This is a genomic window from Sphaerisporangium siamense (assembly GCF_014205275.1).
Classification (GTDB): domain Bacteria; phylum Actinomycetota; class Actinomycetes; order Streptosporangiales; family Streptosporangiaceae; genus Sphaerisporangium; species Sphaerisporangium siamense.
The window spans coordinates 812,315-827,802 of record NZ_JACHND010000001.1; the positions used below are offsets into that span (position 1 = coordinate 812,315).

The 15,488-nt window shown below is 71.6% G+C and carries 12 protein-coding genes; 5 read left to right on the forward strand and 7 right to left on the reverse strand.

Translation table 11 applies throughout. The features are described 5' to 3' along the window. Positions 1-35: 35 nt before the first annotated feature. The 3 genes from BJ982_RS03685 to BJ982_RS03695 all read right to left on the reverse strand — a co-directional run bounded on the left by BJ982_RS03685 (position 36) and on the right by BJ982_RS03695 (position 4,204). The gene (locus tag BJ982_RS03685) at positions 36-1,130 is read right to left on the reverse strand and encodes a glycosyltransferase (RefSeq protein ID WP_184876558.1); all 1,095 of its coding nucleotides are present in this window, start codon (positions 1,128-1,130) and stop codon (positions 36-38) included. 17 nt (positions 1,131-1,147) lie between these two features. Continuing rightward, the gene (locus tag BJ982_RS03690) at positions 1,148-2,413 is read right to left on the reverse strand and encodes a nucleotide sugar dehydrogenase (protein ID WP_184876560.1); all 1,266 of its coding nucleotides are present in this window, start codon (positions 2,411-2,413) and stop codon (positions 1,148-1,150) included. A gap of 129 nt (positions 2,414-2,542) precedes the next feature. Beyond that, entirely contained in the window at positions 2,543-4,204 is a 1,662-nt protein-coding gene (locus BJ982_RS03695; protein WP_184876562.1) for a glycosyltransferase family 4 protein, read from the reverse strand. A 75-nt stretch (positions 4,205-4,279) separates the two neighbouring features. On the opposite strand from BJ982_RS03695, the gene wecB reads away from it, so the two are divergent. From wecB to BJ982_RS03720, 5 genes are all read left to right on the forward strand, one after another. Further along, positions 4,280-5,416, forward strand: coding sequence for a non-hydrolyzing UDP-N-acetylglucosamine 2-epimerase (wecB, locus tag BJ982_RS03700; protein WP_184876564.1), 1,137 nt, complete (start codon positions 4,280-4,282; stop codon positions 5,414-5,416). Between the two features lie 132 nt (positions 5,417-5,548). Next, positions 5,549-7,627 carry a glycosyltransferase family protein gene (locus BJ982_RS03705; RefSeq protein ID WP_184876566.1) on the forward strand — a complete coding sequence of 693 codons (2,079 nt, stop codon included), beginning with the start codon at positions 5,549-5,551 and terminating at the stop codon, positions 7,625-7,627. A 189-nt stretch (positions 7,628-7,816) separates the two neighbouring features. Further along, on the forward strand, positions 7,817-8,926 hold the full coding sequence (locus BJ982_RS03710) for a glycoside hydrolase family 19 protein (RefSeq protein ID WP_184876568.1): 1,110 nt from the start codon (positions 7,817-7,819) through the stop codon (positions 8,924-8,926). Between the two features lie 236 nt (positions 8,927-9,162). Continuing rightward, on the forward strand, positions 9,163-10,683 hold the full coding sequence (locus BJ982_RS03715) for an MDR family MFS transporter (protein ID WP_221482269.1): 1,521 nt from the start codon (positions 9,163-9,165) through the stop codon (positions 10,681-10,683). Between the two features lie 116 nt (positions 10,684-10,799). Next, on the forward strand, positions 10,800-11,735 hold the full coding sequence (locus BJ982_RS03720) for a DUF5996 family protein (RefSeq protein ID WP_184876570.1): 936 nt from the start codon (positions 10,800-10,802) through the stop codon (positions 11,733-11,735). A 54-nt stretch (positions 11,736-11,789) separates the two neighbouring features. Here BJ982_RS03720 and BJ982_RS03725 read toward each other — a convergent pair whose 3' ends face one another. The 4 genes from BJ982_RS03725 to BJ982_RS03740 form a co-directional block, all read right to left on the reverse strand. Beyond that, on the reverse strand, positions 11,790-12,254 hold the full coding sequence (locus tag BJ982_RS03725) for a hypothetical protein (protein WP_184876573.1): 465 nt from the start codon (positions 12,252-12,254) through the stop codon (positions 11,790-11,792). 253 nt (positions 12,255-12,507) lie between these two features. Beyond that, a complete protein-coding gene (locus BJ982_RS03730; protein WP_239123255.1) occupies positions 12,508-13,374 on the reverse strand; it encodes a class I SAM-dependent methyltransferase in 867 nt (288 codons plus the stop codon). A gap of 270 nt (positions 13,375-13,644) precedes the next feature. Continuing rightward, positions 13,645-14,583, reverse strand: a complete 939-nt coding sequence (gene nrfD, locus BJ982_RS03735; protein WP_184876575.1) for an NrfD/PsrC family molybdoenzyme membrane anchor subunit — start codon at positions 14,581-14,583, stop codon at positions 13,645-13,647. Positions 14,584-14,683: 100 nt separating this feature from the next. Beyond that, on the reverse strand, positions 14,684-15,463 hold the full coding sequence (locus BJ982_RS03740) for a 4Fe-4S dicluster domain-containing protein (protein ID WP_184888407.1): 780 nt from the start codon (positions 15,461-15,463) through the stop codon (positions 14,684-14,686). Positions 15,464-15,488: the final 25 nt, after the last annotated feature.

Here is a 15,488-nt window from a genome sequence, read left to right on the forward strand (position 1 = left end):
ACATTACCGTTTCTTTAATGTGGCCCGGATAAAGATCACGACCGGGTCGCGGCCCCCGCCCACGCTTCGAGCTGGGTGACGAACCGGCGGGCGGAGTTCGGCCAGTGGTGGTTGGCACGGGCGGCGGCGTACCCGCGCGCCCCCGCGGCCCGCCGGGCGGCCGGGTCGTTGCGCAGCTTCAGGATGGCCCGCACGACGGCCTCGGGATCGCGCCAGGGCACGACCAGGCCGCTCTGGTACCGCTCCACCAGCTCGACGGCCCGGGGCGACGGCGTGGTGATCACCGGGATGCCGTGCGCCATGTACTCGACGATCTTGGTCGGCATGGAGTGGCGGTAGTTGGGCTCGTCGTGCAGCAGCGACAGCCCGGCGAGCGCGCCGTCCAGCCGCTTCAGCGCCTCGTCGTTCGGCATGAAGTCGCGCCACTCCAGCACGCCCTCGGCCACGGCCTTGTTCAGGATGGGCCGGCTCTGCGGGTCGGCGTACCCGATCAGCTCGACCGCGACGCGGTGCTCCTGGAGCAGCCGCCCCACCTCGACGGCCTCCCGCACGCCCCGGGCCTCCGACAGCCAGCCCAGGTACACGACACGATCGTCGGACGGCTCGCTGACGTGGTCGGGCACCCAGGTCTCGTTCGGCACGACCAGGTGCGCCTGGTGGAACCGGCCCGCGTACGCGGTCTCGGCCAGCAGCAGGTGCAGGTGACGCTCGGCGGTGCCTTCGAGCAGCCGCGCGAGGAACCGCACCGGGGGACGCAGGAACGACGGCAGCCACGGCTTGAGCGACAGCGTGGCGGGGGTGTCCTCGTGGACGTCCCACACCACGGGCGGGCGCTTGCGCACGCCCGCCACCGCGAGCAGCAGCTCCGGGTCGTGGATCAGCGCCAGGTCGACCTTTCCGCGCAGGCTCTTGAACAGCTTGCGCGCGGCCCGCACGGCCGCCAGGCGCTTGCGCTCGGCGGCCCTCGGCAGGTCCACCCCGGTCACCCACGACCTCGGTACGACGCCGCGCGCGGAGTACGGCGCGGCGTACGTGACGTCATGTCCGGCGTCCACGAGCGCGCGGATCTGCCTGTGCAGGATCCGGGCGTCCTCAGGGTGGTGGACCACCGTCATGACAAGCACGTGCACGCGCCGACCCTCCGTCGTCAGAGCCGCTCGACGCGATCGCCCTCGGAGAGGACGCCCCGGGTGTCGAGAAGTAGAAGCGCTCGTTTCTCCACCATTTCCAGGTCGAACGCGGAGTGCTGCTGCAGCAGGACCGTGACGTCGGCGTTCTCGACGCCCTCCGCGAGGTCCTCGACGCGCGGGACCTCGACCCCGTCGACCGCCCACTGCTTGACGTAGGGGTCGGCGAAGACGAGCTCGGCGCCGAGCTCGCGGAGCACCCGGGCGACCGGCACGGCGGGCGTCTCGCGCTCGTCGGCGATGTCGGGCTTGTAGGTGACGCCCATCAGCAGCACACGCGAGCCGTTGACGGCCTTCTTGGCACGATTCAGGAGGCGCGTCACGCGGGCCGCCACGTACTGCGGCATGCGCTCGTTGATCTCCTGCGCCAGCTCGACGAACCGGAACGGGTAGCCGAGCTTGCGCACCGCGTGGGACAGGTAGGACGGGTCCACCGGGATGCAGTGGCCGCCGACCCCCGGGCCCGGCAGGAACTTCTGGAAGCCGAACGGCTTGGTCGCCGCCGCCTCGATGGACTCCCAGAGGTTGACGCCCAGCTCGTCGCAGAAGATCGCCATCTCGTTGACGAGGGCGATGTTGACGTGCCGGTAGGTGTTCTCCAGCAGCTTGGCCATCTCGGCCTCGCGGGTGCCGCTGACGGTCACGACCTGCTCGATGAACCGGGCGTAGAACCCGGCCGCGCGGTCGCGGCACTCCGGCGTGTAGCCGCCCACGACCTTCGGCGTGTTGCGCAGGCCGTACTTGGCGTTGCCCGGGTCGATGCGCTCCGGCGAGAAGGCCAGGTGGAAGTCCGCGCCGGCGCTCAGGCCGGAGGCGTCCTCCAGGATCGGCCGGACCACCTCGTCGGTGGTGCCGGGGTAGGTGGTGGACTCCAGCACGACCAGGGTGCCCCGCTGGAGGTACCGGCCGACGGATCCGACGGCGCCGCGCACGGCCGACAGGTCCGGCCGGTGGTCCTCGTCGAGGGGCGTCGGGACGCAGATGACGACGGTGTGGCTGGCTGCCAGCACCGCCTGGTCCAGCGTGGCGGTGAAACCGGCCGCCAGCATGGAGTCCAGGTCGTGGTCGCTCAGGTCATCGATGTAGGAGTGGCCGGAGTTGAGCGCGTCGACCTTGCGCTGGTCGACGTCCAGGCCGACCACGCGCAGACCGGCCGCCGTGGCCTCCTTGGCCAAGGGCATGCCGACGTATCCCAGGCCGATGACCGCGAGATCGTATGCGCTCACGACACGCCCTGAGGAAGTCCGAAACAACGCTGCATGGTGGCAAAGGCTATCTCAAGTCCACGCAGATCACGTCTAATGCGCTTGAACGCATGGCGAAGTGCCACTTTCCGATCGTTCATGACAAGGAGTTCACCGCGCAAGCGTTCGATAGAGGTCCCGGTAGGTCTCCGCCACCCGGCCCCACGTACGCTTCGCGGCCACCTCGGCCCGGCCCGCCTCGCCCATCTCGGCCCGCCGCGCGGGGTCCTCCCGCAGCCCGGCCAGAGCCTTGGCGAGCTGCGCCGGATCACCCGGCGGCACGAGCAGTCCCGCGCCGTCCGAGCCGACCAGTTCGGCCAGCGCGGGCAGGTCGCTGAGCACGACCGGCTTGCCGAGCGCCATGGCCTCCACCGGCTTCAGCGGGGTGACCAGCCGGGTCACGCGCAGGTCGTCGCGCGGGCAGACGAAGATGTCGATGGCCGCCTGCGCCTGGAGCGCCTCCTCGGGGCCGACCCTGCCGGGCAGCACGGCCAGGTCGCCGAGACGCAGCTTCTCCGCCTGCGCCAGCAGCGCGGGCCGCTCGGCGCCGTCGCCCACGATCAGGACCCGCAGGGGCGTGCCCCCGTCGCGCAGCAGCGCGGCGGCCGAGAGCAGCGTCGCGAACCCCTCGTAGCCGACGATGCTGGACACCGACCCGACGACGATCTCACCCGGCGCGATGCCGTACGCGGCGCGGAAGGCGGCGCCGTCGTAGTCGGCGGTCAGCAGCGTGTCGTCCACGGCGTTCGGGGCGAGGAAGATGCGCTCCCTCGGCACGCCGCGCTCGACGATCTCGGCGGCCATGGTCTCGGCCAGCGTCACCACCGCGTCCGCCGAGCGCATGATGTGCGCCTCGCGCTCGCGCTGCAGCAGGTGCCGCTCGCTGCCGACCCTGGCGGCGTCGCGCGAGGCCCAGGTCTCCTCCAGGAACCCGCGCACCTCGTAGACCACCGGCGTGCCCGTGCGCTCGCGCGCGGCCAGCGCCACCGAGCCGTTGCGGTGGTCGGTCGCGGCGTGCAGCACCTGGGGCCGCAGCGTCCTGACCAGCTCGGTCACCTCGCCGGCGCCGCGGATCATGCGGCCGCGGCTCTCGAAGGGGACCTCGCCACTCGGCAGCAGGCGGTGGTAGGGGACGCCGTCGATCTCCTCGTACGACTCGGCGTCGGCGTGCCCCTGCAGCATGGGCCAGCCCCAGCTCGTCACCACGTGCGGGTCGAGGCCCGCGGCGCGCTGGGCGGTGACGATGCGGTGGGTGCGGACGGTGTACCCGGCCTGGGTGTAGGGCAGCGCGTTGGTGACGCAGTGCAGCACGCGGCCCTCGACGCGCTCGCCCACGATCGCCTTGGACTTGGGCGGGATCGGGTTCGGGCCGATCGCGGCCTTCTCACCCTCGTAGTAGGCGATGCGGCGGCGGATGAACGGCCAGCGGGCGTGCGGGCGCAGGACCTCGACGGCCTTGGTCATGCGGCCCTTCTCGAACTCCTCCTTGGCCGCCTCCAGCGGGCCGTCCGCCATGCGGCGCGCGATCTTGCGGGCCGTGACCTTGACGACGCGGGCCACCGGCCAGGCGACCCGGCCGACGGCGGGGCGCAGACGCGGCGGCATGGCGTCGGCCGCGGCCTGGGCCACGCGCATGGGGTCGGACTTGACCCTGGTGACCAGGACGCGGGAGACGATGACCGGATTGCGGACGAAGCCCTTGAGGAAGCCGCGCAGGCCGGCGCGAGCCGACTTGGGGGATACCTTCTCGGGCCGGCTGGCCTCGGAAACCACGCGGCGACCGTACCATAGGCAACGCTTGGCCCACCTGGGCGTAGTTGACCTGTATCCGGCTGAAAGGCGAGGTCAATGAGGGAAAATCCCCTCGTTTTGCATGTGCTGGGCGCTCGTCCCAACTTCGTCAAAGCGGCGCCCGTCGTGCGCGGCCTCACCGACCTCGGGATCCGGCAGGGCATCGTCCACACCGGTCAGCACTACGACGCCCTGATGTCGGACGTGTTCTTCGCCGACCTCGGCCTGCCCGAGCCGATCGCGAACCTCGGCGTCGGCTCCGGCAGCCACGCGCGCCAGACGGCCGCCCTGCTCGTCGGCCTGGAGGAGGTCGTGCTGGAGCACTCCCCCGACCTGGTCGTGGTGTACGGGGACGTCAACTCCACGCTGGCGGCGATCCTGGTCTGCGCCAAGCTGCACGTGCCCACGGCGCACGTCGAGGCGGGGCTGCGGTCCTTCGACCGCGAGATGCCCGAGGAGGTCAACAGGGTCGTCACCGACGCGCTCGCCGACATCCTGCTGGTGACAAGCCCGGACGGGCTCTCCCACCTCGCCCACGAGGGCGTCGCGCCGGGCAGGGCGCACCTGGTGGGCAACCCCATGATCGACAGCCTCTTCTCGGCGCTGCCGCTGCTGGACCCGGCGCCGGTGAAGGCGCGCCTCGGCCTGCCCGAGCGGTACGCCGTCGCCACCCTGCACCGCCCGGCCAACGTGGACGACCCGGAGGCGGCCCGCGAGCTGGTCGAGGCCGTCCTCGCGGTGGGCGAGCAGGTGCCGATCGTGGTGCCCCTGCACCCGCGCGGGCGCACCCGCCTGGCCCAGGCGGGCCTGGTGACCGGCGACAACCTCACGATCATCGACCCGCTCGGGTACGTCGAGTTCCTCTCGCTGGTGCGCGGCGCGGCGCTGGTCGTCACCGACTCCGGCGGCGTGCAGGAGGAGACGACCATGCTGGGCGTCCCCTGCCTGACCGTCCGCGCGAACACCGAGCGGCCCATCACGATCACGCACGGCACCAACCGCCTGGTCACCCCGGCCACGCTGCCCGCGGCGGCGTCCAAGGCCCTCGCCGACGGCGCGGCGACCCCGAGCGGCGACCTGCCGCCGCTGTGGGACGGCAAGGCGGGGCCGCGCATCGCCCGCGTGATCGAGGCGTGGCTGCGCGGCGACAACCTCTCGCCCGCCTCCCAGGGCGTCCCTCCCACCGCGTCCTGATCGGGGCATTCGACCGGAGACAACCATTTCCCCGCGGCGAACGTCGTACGATCGGACATTCCCGGGCACTTGCCAACGGACCGCGAGGCCCGGGAATGACGCGGAGTTCGGACCGAGGGGGCAAGTCAGGCCATGGCCGAGAGTGACCAGGTGAACCCGGACGAGCCGCGTTTCCACCGCCTCGGGGCGGCCAACTGGCTGCCGGAGGAGCGCAAGGTCGTCGAACGGTACGAGGAGCGCATCCGCGACCTGGAGCGCAGGCTCGCCACGGCGGAGGCGCGGGCCGAGTACGCCCAGTGGCAGCTCTCGGCGACCAAGGCGCAGCGCCCGTACCGCGTGAGCACGGCCCTGGCCGGCGCCAAGCGCCCCGCCAAGCTCGTCAAGCTCCCCCGCGACCTCTCCAAAGCGCTGAAGCCCAAGAAGGCGCCCAAGCCCCCGGCGACCGTCACCGCGAGCGCCGCGGCCATCGACGCCGCGCTCGCGCACGCCCCCGAGGTCAAGATCCCGAACCTGGCCTGGCCGGACGGCCCGGTGACCCGGCCGGACCTGAAGGTGGCCGTCATCCTGGACGACTTCTCCCGGATGGCGTTCAAGTACGAGTGGGACCAGATCGAGTTCGGTCTCAAGGACTGGCCGGAAATCTTCGCGGCCAAGCGCCCGGACATCCTGTTCTGCGAGTCGGCCTGGCACGGCAACCAGGGCCGCTGGCGCTACCAGATGACCGGGACCAACGCCCCCAAGCAGGAGCTTCGCGACCTCGTCGCCTGGTGCAAGGAGCAGGGCATCCCCACGGTCTTCTGGAACAAGGAGGACCCGCCCAACTTCGACTTCTTCATCGACACGGCCAAGCTGTTCGACCTCGTCTACACGTGCGACGGCGACATGCTGGCGAAGTATCGCGAAATATTGGGACACGACCGGGTGGACGTGCTGCAGTTCGCGGCGCAGCCGCGCGTGCACAACCCCGTCCAGACCAAGCAGGGCCGTCCCTACGACGTGGTGTTCGCCGGCATGTACTTCCGCGACAAGCACCCCGAGCGGCGCGAGCAGATGGAGACCGTGATCGCCCCGACGCGGGAGCTCGGCCTGCACATCTTCGCCCGCAACGAGAAGGCCGGCGACAAGTACGCCTGGCCCGACGAGTACCGCCCGCACATCGTCGGCGAGCTGCCGTACGAGCAGATGCTGGCCGCGTACAAGATGTACAAGGTCTTCCTGAACGTCAACTCCGTCATCGACTCGCCCACCATGTGCGCCCGGCGGGTGTTCGAGCTGTCCGCCTGCTCCACCACCGTGCTGTCGGGCTGGTCGCGCGCCATCGAGGAGACCTTCGGGCCGCTGATCCCCATCGCGCACACCCAGGAAGAGGCCTACAACCAGGCCCTCTACCTCATCAACAGCCCCGAGCTGCGGGCGCGGCAGAGCCACCTCGCCATGCGCGAGGTCTTCGACAAGCACCTCTTCTCCCACCGCGTCGACCAGATCCTCGGCGCGCTCGGCCGTCCGGTGCCGGCCCGGTCCCGGAGCGTCTCGGTCGTGCTGCCCACCAACCGCGCGGGCCAGCTCGAACACGCCATCGCGCAGGTCGCCCGCCAGCGGCACCGCGACCTGGAGCTGATCCTCGTCCTGCACGGCCTGGACATCGACCCCGCCGTGGTCCGCGACAAGGCGCTGGCCGCCGGGGTGCCCGCCGTCAAGGTGCTCACCGCCGCGTCCTCGCTCACGCTCGGCGAGGTGCTGAACGTCGGCATCGCCCAGGCCGAGGGCGACTACATCGCCAAGATGGACGACGACAACCTCTACGGCGCCCACTACCTGTCGGACCTGCTGCGCGCGTTCGACTACGCCGACGCCGAAATGGTGGGCAAGGGCGCCCACTACACCTATTTCCCCGCGACCAACACGACAGTGATGCGCCTGCCCGGCCTGGAGCACCGCTACGCCCACCTCGTGCAGGGCGCGACGATCCTCGCCACGGCGGCCCTGCTGCGGACCTACGCCTTCGAAGCGGTCAACGCGGGCGAGGACACGCGGCTGGTGCGGCGCCTGAAGGAGGACGGCGTCCGCATCTACTCGGCGGACCGCTTCAACTTCGTCTACATGCGCGGCGCCGACGCCTCGGCCCACACCTGGAAGGCGCAGGACTACAAGCTCACCAGAAACGCCCAGTTCTCCTTCGTCGGCCACCCCGATGCGCACGTGATGATCTAGGGCGGTCCCGCACCGGCCACGTCGACCATTGATGTCTCTTTGCCGGAACTTGACGTTCGTCAGATGATCCGGTTGATTTGCCTCAGTCCTGCGATCGATACCTCGGCAAAGGAGGTATGGGGGGTCTGACGCGGGATCAGTCCTGTTCTCATCTGCGCGGCCCATCGCCGCGCATGAAGGAGTGATCAAGTGTCGAGACTGCGCATCGTGGCGACTGTCGTCGCCCTGGCGGTGGCGGGGGTGCTGGCAGTGATCCTGCCGACGTCCCCGGCGTCCGCGGCGGCGTGTGCCACACCCTGGTCGTCCTCGCAGGTGTACACCGGCGGGATGATCGCGTCCTACAACAGCCACAACTGGCAGGCCAAGTGGTGGACGCAGAACGAGACGCCCGGCAACGCGGCCGTATGGGCCGACCAGGGCACCTGCACGGGCGGTGGCAACCCCACCCCGACGCCTTCGCCGACCGGTCCTACCGATTCGTGCCTGTTCCCGAACTGGGTCGCGGGCCGCAGCTACGTCACCGGCGACATCGTCAGGTACACCAACGGCCGGAACTACCGGGCCACGCACGACAACCCGGGCTACGACCCGACGATCAGCACCTGGTACTGGGCGCCCTACACCTGCACGGGTCCCACCCCGACGGCTACGCCGACGCCGACCCCGACCGGGCCCGCCGGAGCGTTCGTGGTCACCGAGGCCCAGTTCAACCAGATGTTCCCGAGCCGGAACTCGTTCTACACCTACAACGGGCTCGTGGCGGCGCTGCGCGCCTACCCCGCCTTCGCCAACACGGGAAGTGACACGGTCAAGAAGCAGGAGGCGGCCGCCTTCCTGGCCAACGTCAACCACGAGACCGGCGGGCTGGTCTACATCGTCGAGCAGAACACGGCGAACTACCCGCACTACTGCGACGCCACCCAGCCGTACGGGTGCCCGGCCGGTCAGGCCGCGTACTACGGCCGCGGCCCGATCCAGCTGAGCTGGAACTTCAACTACAAGGCCGCGGGCGACGCGCTCGGCATCGACCTGCTCCGCAACCCCAACCTGGTGCAGACCGACGCCTCCATCGCCTGGCAGACCGGCATCTGGTACTGGATGACGCAGAACGGCCCCGGCACCATGACCGCGCACAACGCGATGGTCAACGGCGCGGGCTTCGGCGAGACGATCCGCAGCATCAACGGCGCCCTGGAGTGCAACGGCGGGAACCCCGCCCAGGTCCAGAGCCGGATCAACGCCTACACCCGCTTCGCGGGCATCCTCGGCGTCACCCCCGGCAACAACCTGAGCTGCTGAACCGTCCGGCACGACGGCCCCTGACGGACGCCGGCGCGCCATGACGTGAAGGGCACGGCCCCCGGCCGTGCCCTTCGTCGTTTCCCGGCCCCGTGCCGGTTATCGCATCATGCGATAGTCGGACAGATGGGAATGTAAGTGGCGGAACGGCGGTTCGCTGTAACCGGTGGGGTCTGCGCAGCGCCGGGACGTGCCCGCCCTGATGACGACGCCGAGCGGGTTGGGGGATTCAGACCGTGACGACCACCACGACATCCCGGAGCGTCGGCCTCAGATCCGAGCGCGGGCCCGTGCTCGCCGCGATCATGCTGTGCACCGGGCTCGTCGCGATCGACAGCACGATCATCGCCACGGCGGTGCCGTCCGTGGTCAGCGACCTCGGCGGGTTCTCCCAGTTCCCGTGGCTGTTCTCGATCTACCTGCTCACCCAGGCCGTCACCGTGCCGCTGTACGGCAAGCTCGCCGACACCTTCGGGCGCAAGCCGGTGATGTTCTTCGGCATCGCGGCCTTCCTGGTCGGGTCGGCGCTGTGCGGGTTCGCCTGGAGCATGCCCGCGCTCATCGCGTTCCGCGCCCTCCAGGGCATCGGCGCGGGCGCCATCCAGCCGATGAGCGTCACCATGGTCGGCGACCTGTACTCGCTGGAGGAGCGCGCCCGCGTGCAGGGCTACGTGGCCAGCGTCTGGGGCATCTCCGCGGTGGTCGGCCCCACGCTCGGCGGCGTGTTCTCCGAGTACGTGAACTGGCGCTGGATCTTCTTCATCAACCTGCCGCTCGGCGCCGTCGCCGTCTGGGCGCTCGCCACCCGCTTCAAGGAGCGCGTCGAGCGCAGCAGCCACCGCGTCGACTACCTCGGCGCCACGCTGCTCACCGCCGGGTCGTCCCTGCTGATCCTGGGCCTACTGGAAGGCGGCGTCGCCTGGGGCTGGGCCTCGGCCCCGAGCCTCGTCATCTTCGCGGCGGGGATCCTCTTCATCGTCGTGTTCCCGCTGGTCGAACGCCGGGCCGCGGAGCCGATCCTGCCGCTGTGGGTGTTCCGCCGGCGCACGCTGGTCGGCGGCAACCTCGTCGGCCTGTGCATCGGCGCCCTGATGATCGGCCTCAGCTCGTACGTGCCGACCTTCGCCCAGGGCGTCCTCGGCACCGGCGCGCTGGTCGCCGGGTTCGTGCTGGCCGCGCTGAGCGTCGGCTGGCCCCTGGCCGCGACGTTCTCCGGACGCCTCTACATGCGCATCGGCTTCCGCGACACCGCGTTCATCGGCGGCGGGCTCGCCCTCGCGGGCGCGGTCCTGTGCGCCCTGCTCGGCCCGCGGGCGCCGCTGTGGCAGGTCGCGGCGGCCTGCTTCATCGTCGGCGCCGGCCTCGGCCTGCTCTCCAGCCCGGCCATCGTCGCCGTCCAGTCGTCGGTCGGATGGGAGCGCCGCGGCGTCGTCACCGCGACCAACATGTTCTGCCGCTCCATCGGCAGCTCGGTCGGCGCGGCCGTCCTCGGCGCGATCTCCAACGCCACCCTGAACGACCGCTTCGCCCACCCGCCCGCCGCCCTCGCGGGCGAGATGCCGAAGAGCCTGGACGCGACGGCCCTCGTGCTCGGCAGCCAGGGCTCGGGCACGAGCCCCGGCGCCGCGGCCTACGTGCGCCAGGCCCTGTACGACGCCTCCCACCACGTCTTCCTCGCCGTGGTCGTGGTCGCCGTCCTCGCCGTCGGCGCCCTGCTCCTCCTCCCCCGCCGCCCCGACCAACTCAGCTTCGACTGAGCCTCCCCGCGACCGTCAGCCGTCCCAGCCCCCAGGCGGGCCGACCCTCGGCCAAAACCGTCCACAGACTTCCCCGGCGCCCGCACCTGCGGCCGGGAACGGGGAACGGTCATCGCATGGAGCTGTTTCCGGTGATGCCGTTGGAGGAGTGGCGGGCCACCAAGGAGACCCTGCATCGGTTCGCGCAGGTCGTGGGCAAGGTGCGGCTGGCGGCGGGGGTGCGGCGCAACCACTGGTGGAACGCGCCCTTCCATGTGACGGGGCGAGGGCTGACCACGCGGCCCATGGGACAGGTGGACGGGAACCCGATCTTCACCATCGACTTCGACTTCGTGGGCCACCAGCTGCGGGTGGCGGCCGTGGACGGCCGGGAGGTCTCGTTCCCGCTGTACGGGAAGTCGGTGGCGGCGTTCTACGCCGAGACCATGCGGACGCTTGAAGAGCTGGGCGTGCACGTCGAGATCGAGATCCCCCATCCGTTCGACCTGCCGGACGGGGAGCGGCCGTTCGCCGAGGACGTCGAGCACGCGACCTACGACCCGGTCATGGCGACCCGGTACTGGCAGGTGCTGAGCCAGGTGAACCTGGTGCTGGAGGAGTTCGCCGCGGACTTCTCCGGCAAGATCAGCCCGGTCCACCACTTCTGGCACACCTTCGACATCGCCTGCACGCGGTTCTCCGAACGGGAGATCGACCAGGGGCCCGAGACCGACCCGGTGACCCGCGAGGCGTACTCGCGGGAGGTCATCAGCACGGGATTCTGGTTCGGCGACGACTCCTTCCCCGAGCCCGCGTTCTACTCCTACACGGCCCCCGAGCCGGAGGGGCTGGCGGAGGAGCCGCTGCGCCCGGACGCGGCGCGGTGGGTGGAGCGGCGCGGCAGCCACCTCGCCGTCCTGCGCTACGCCGACGCCCGCGCCGCGCCGTACCCGCGCGTGGCCGTGCTGGAGTTCTACGAGAGCGCCTACCGGGCCGGGGCGCGGCGAGCCGGGTGGGACGCCGGCCGGCTGGCCTGCCCCGGCGGCGTCACCGACCCGGTGCTGAGCGCCTGACGCACGGCCGCGCCCTCTCCCTGGCCGGGAGAGGGCGCCGGGATTCGCGGAGGGTCAGCCCGTGCGCTCGACGCGGCCTTCGAGCTCGACCGTGCCGGTGACGTCGATGGCGATGCGGGCCGCGCCGACCTCGCCGCGGTCGCAGCGCGGCTGGTCGAGCCGGACGTGGACGCCGGACCTGTCCCCGAAGGCGATGCCGGGCGCGCCGGAGTTGAAGCGGTAGGACTGCGGGGGCGCGGTCTTCCTGTCCAGCCGCAGGATGACCTCGGGGCCCTCGAAGGTGACGACGACCTCGGCCTCGCCGCCGTCCGAGGTCGCGTTCACCTTGCCCGCGTACCGGGCGTCCCCGCGGTCGATCCACGCGCGGAGGCGCTCGCCGCAGCGGGCGGAGGCGGCCTGGCCCGGCGCGGAGCCGTCGTGGGCCTGCGAGGTCGCGGCCATCGCCGCGGGCGTCAGGAACGGCGTCAGAGACATGGCGAGGACGCCGGCCACGGCGAGGACCGCCGTTCGTACGGGCATGCGGGACATCGGGTTCCTTTCTTCACGGGGATGCTGCCCGTCCGTTCCCGGCCACGCCGCGGCCCGGCCGGGAACAGACGACGGAACCCAATCAAATCCAGTGCCCCGGAGTATTCAACGGCGACTCCGGGTTATGACTCCAGGTCTTTCCGTTCTTGGCCGGCGCGACCCGTGGAAATGGCCGTTCCATGACGCGAGGCCCGGGGACGGCACATGAATCCGTAAAAGCACCGGCGATGGAGAATATTGCGGGCTATCCCCGGACCGGAACCCGCGCGTGGGTGAGCAGCGGCAGGTTCTGGGGGCGCAGCTCGTCCGTCCGCTCCCAGAGCGCGGGGTCGATCGCGTCCCGCTGGAAGGCGTGCCCGGCCACCTCCAGGCCGTGCTCCGCCAGGAGGGCCGTGGCCTCGTCCGGGCCGAGGAAGGTCAGCCACGGCTCGCCGCCCTGCGCCGCCGCCTGCGAGACCGCCTCGGCGTACGCCCGGCCCTCCTCGTCCCGCAGCGACTCGGGGAGCATCCACTCGACCACGACCTCGGTGCCGGGGGCCAGGCCGGCGAGGACGGCCAGGGTCTGCCCGATGGCCTCGCGGGTGAGGTACATCGTGACGCCGAGCCAGCTCACCAGGGCGGGCACGGCGGGGTCGAAGCCCGCGCCGGCGAGGCGTTCCGCCAGGTCGTCGCGCTCGAAGTCGACGGGGACGAAGGCGACAGTGCCGGGGTCGGGGACGCCCGCCACGTCGAGCGCGCGGCGCTTCCACCGCTGGGTCGCCGGGTGGTCCACCTCGAACACGCGCACCGGGCCGTCCTTCCCCGCGCGGTGAGCGTAGGAGTCCAGGCCCGCGCCGAGGATGACGTACTGGCCGATCCCGCGGCCCACGGCCTCGGCCAGGCGGTCCTCGGTGTAGCGGCTCCGGGTGAGGGCGGCCGTGCGGGCGCCTCTGAGGACGAGGTGCGCGCCGTGCGCGCGGTGGTAGCCGATCAGGTCGTCGGCCTGCTCGCCGAGCAGGGCGTACGCCAGCGTGTCCTCGAAGATCGGGGGCCGGCCGTCGACGACCAGATGGGCCGCCCGGGCGGCGGCGGCCATGAGCGCGGTACGGCTGACTTCTTCATCGTTTTTCACGTTGAGAGACACTACCGGCCGTTTCTGACATCATATCACGAAATAAAATCTTTTCGCATGCCCAGGCAATCACGATCCGGCAACAATCATCGTGCCGCCGGGGGCCCAAAGGGGCTCGGCGATACCACATGAATGCCGATATCCGATCCATTCACCTTCGGCCCGCCATGTCAACGCCCCGCACCCGCGAGCCCCACCCCACGGCGCTCCCGCGGCGGACTCCGGTGCCCGGCGCGGTGACTTCTCGCGCCGGGCACCGGCCGTCCGGCGCTAGGTCTTGCTCAGCCGCCCGGCGAGCCGCTCGCGCTGGGGGACGACGGTGTAGCGGGGGTCCTGGGTGGAGGCGACGCCCGCGGAGAAGACGCCGAGGCGGATGCACGCCGACGCCGCCATGAGCGCCGCGCCGGACAGGACGGCCGCCGCCCGGCCGCCGCGCCCGGACAGCGCGGCGCCCGCGGCCCCGGCGAGCGCGAGCGCCTCGCCGGTCCGCATGAGGACGCCGGCCCGCCCGCGCTCGTACGCCTCGCCGACCATGCCCATGCGGTGGCGCATCAGGCGGCCCGCGGCGAGCTCCAGCGCGGTGCCGAGGACCGCGGCGCGGCGCGCGGGGCCGTTCTCGGCGGCGGGCGTGGCGATGAGCGCGCTGCCCGCGGCGGTCGCGGTGGCCGACCCGGCGAACAGGAACGGCATCTCGCGGTACCCCTCGTGCCACGCGGGCACGGCCGTGTCGCTGATCAGCACGGCCGTGTACGTCGTCACCGCCGGGCCGAGCACCGCGGCGCCGTAGCAGGCCGCGCGCCCGGCCAGCGGGAACCTGCCGGTGACGTCGGTGAACAGGCTGACGCCGACCAGGGGCGCGTAGGCGGCGAGCAGCCAGGAGCCGACGCTCATCGGCGAGGTGGGCTTGAAGGTCCTGAGCATGTGCAGGAAGCGGGCCGGGCGCCCGAGGTCCTCCACCAGCGCGGCCAGCGAGAGGCCGACGCCGACGAGCGCCGCCGCCTTGCCGGCGCGGGCCAGCCGCGGACGCCCGGTGAGCTGGCCGCCCGCCGCGAACACCGACGAGGCCCCCGCCAGCCCGCCGAGGTACAGGTATCCGCCGATGGTGGCGGCCTCCCAGGTCGGCGGCTTCAGGATGCGCCGCCCGTAGTAGGAGTCGAAGTGGTCCGCCTGGGCCGTCGCCCGGCCGTCGCCCCGGTCCCGCGTGGTCATTTCGCTCCGTTCCTCACTGTGCCGAGACTGCGCCGAGGGTTGCGCCGAGGGGTGTGCCGAGTGGGGGCGCCGACTGGACGCGCCGCCGCGCGCACGCCCGTCACCGTCCCGCGGCGAAGGCGGTGATGATGCCCGCCGCGACGGTCAGGGCCGCCAGGGCCATGTGGCGCCACATCGCGGGCAGGTCGCGGGTGGTGTCCATGGGAGCCGGGGGCAGGCCGTACACCTCGGGCTCGTCCAGCAGCAGGAAGAACGCGCCGTTCCCGCGCACGCCGTCGTCCGGGTCGTGGCCGTAGAGGCGGGCGTCGGTGACCCCCTCTCGCTGGAGGGTCTCTACGCGGGCGGTGGCGCGGTCGAGGAGCTCGCTCAGCTCCCCGTACTGGATGGACTCGGTCGGGCACGCCTTGGCGCACGCCGGGACCATCCCCTCGCCGATGCGGTCGTAGCAGAGCGTGCACTTCCAGGCCAGCCCGTCGCTCTCCCGCTTGTCGATCACCCCGTACGGGCAGGCGGACACGCAGTAGCCGCACCCGTTGCAGATGTCGGCCTGCACGACGACCGTGCCGAACTCGGTGCGGAACAGCGAGCCGGTGGGGCAGACGTCCAGGCAGGCGGCGTCGGTGCAGTGCTTGCACACGTCGGACGCCATGAGCCAGCGCTGGTCGCTGGTCTGCTCCCCGCCGGACGGCTCGCGCACCGGTTTGCGCTGTTCGATGAACGCGACATGCCGCCACGTGGACGCCGAGAGCTGCTCGGTGTTGTCGAAGGACAGGCCGGTGAGCTGGAAGGGCGGGTCGGGCGGGAGCCGGTTCCACTCCTTGCAGGCCACCTCGCACGCCTTGCAGCCGATGCAGACGGAGGTGTCGGTGAAGAAGCCCATCCGCGGCGGATGCTCGGAGTATCCG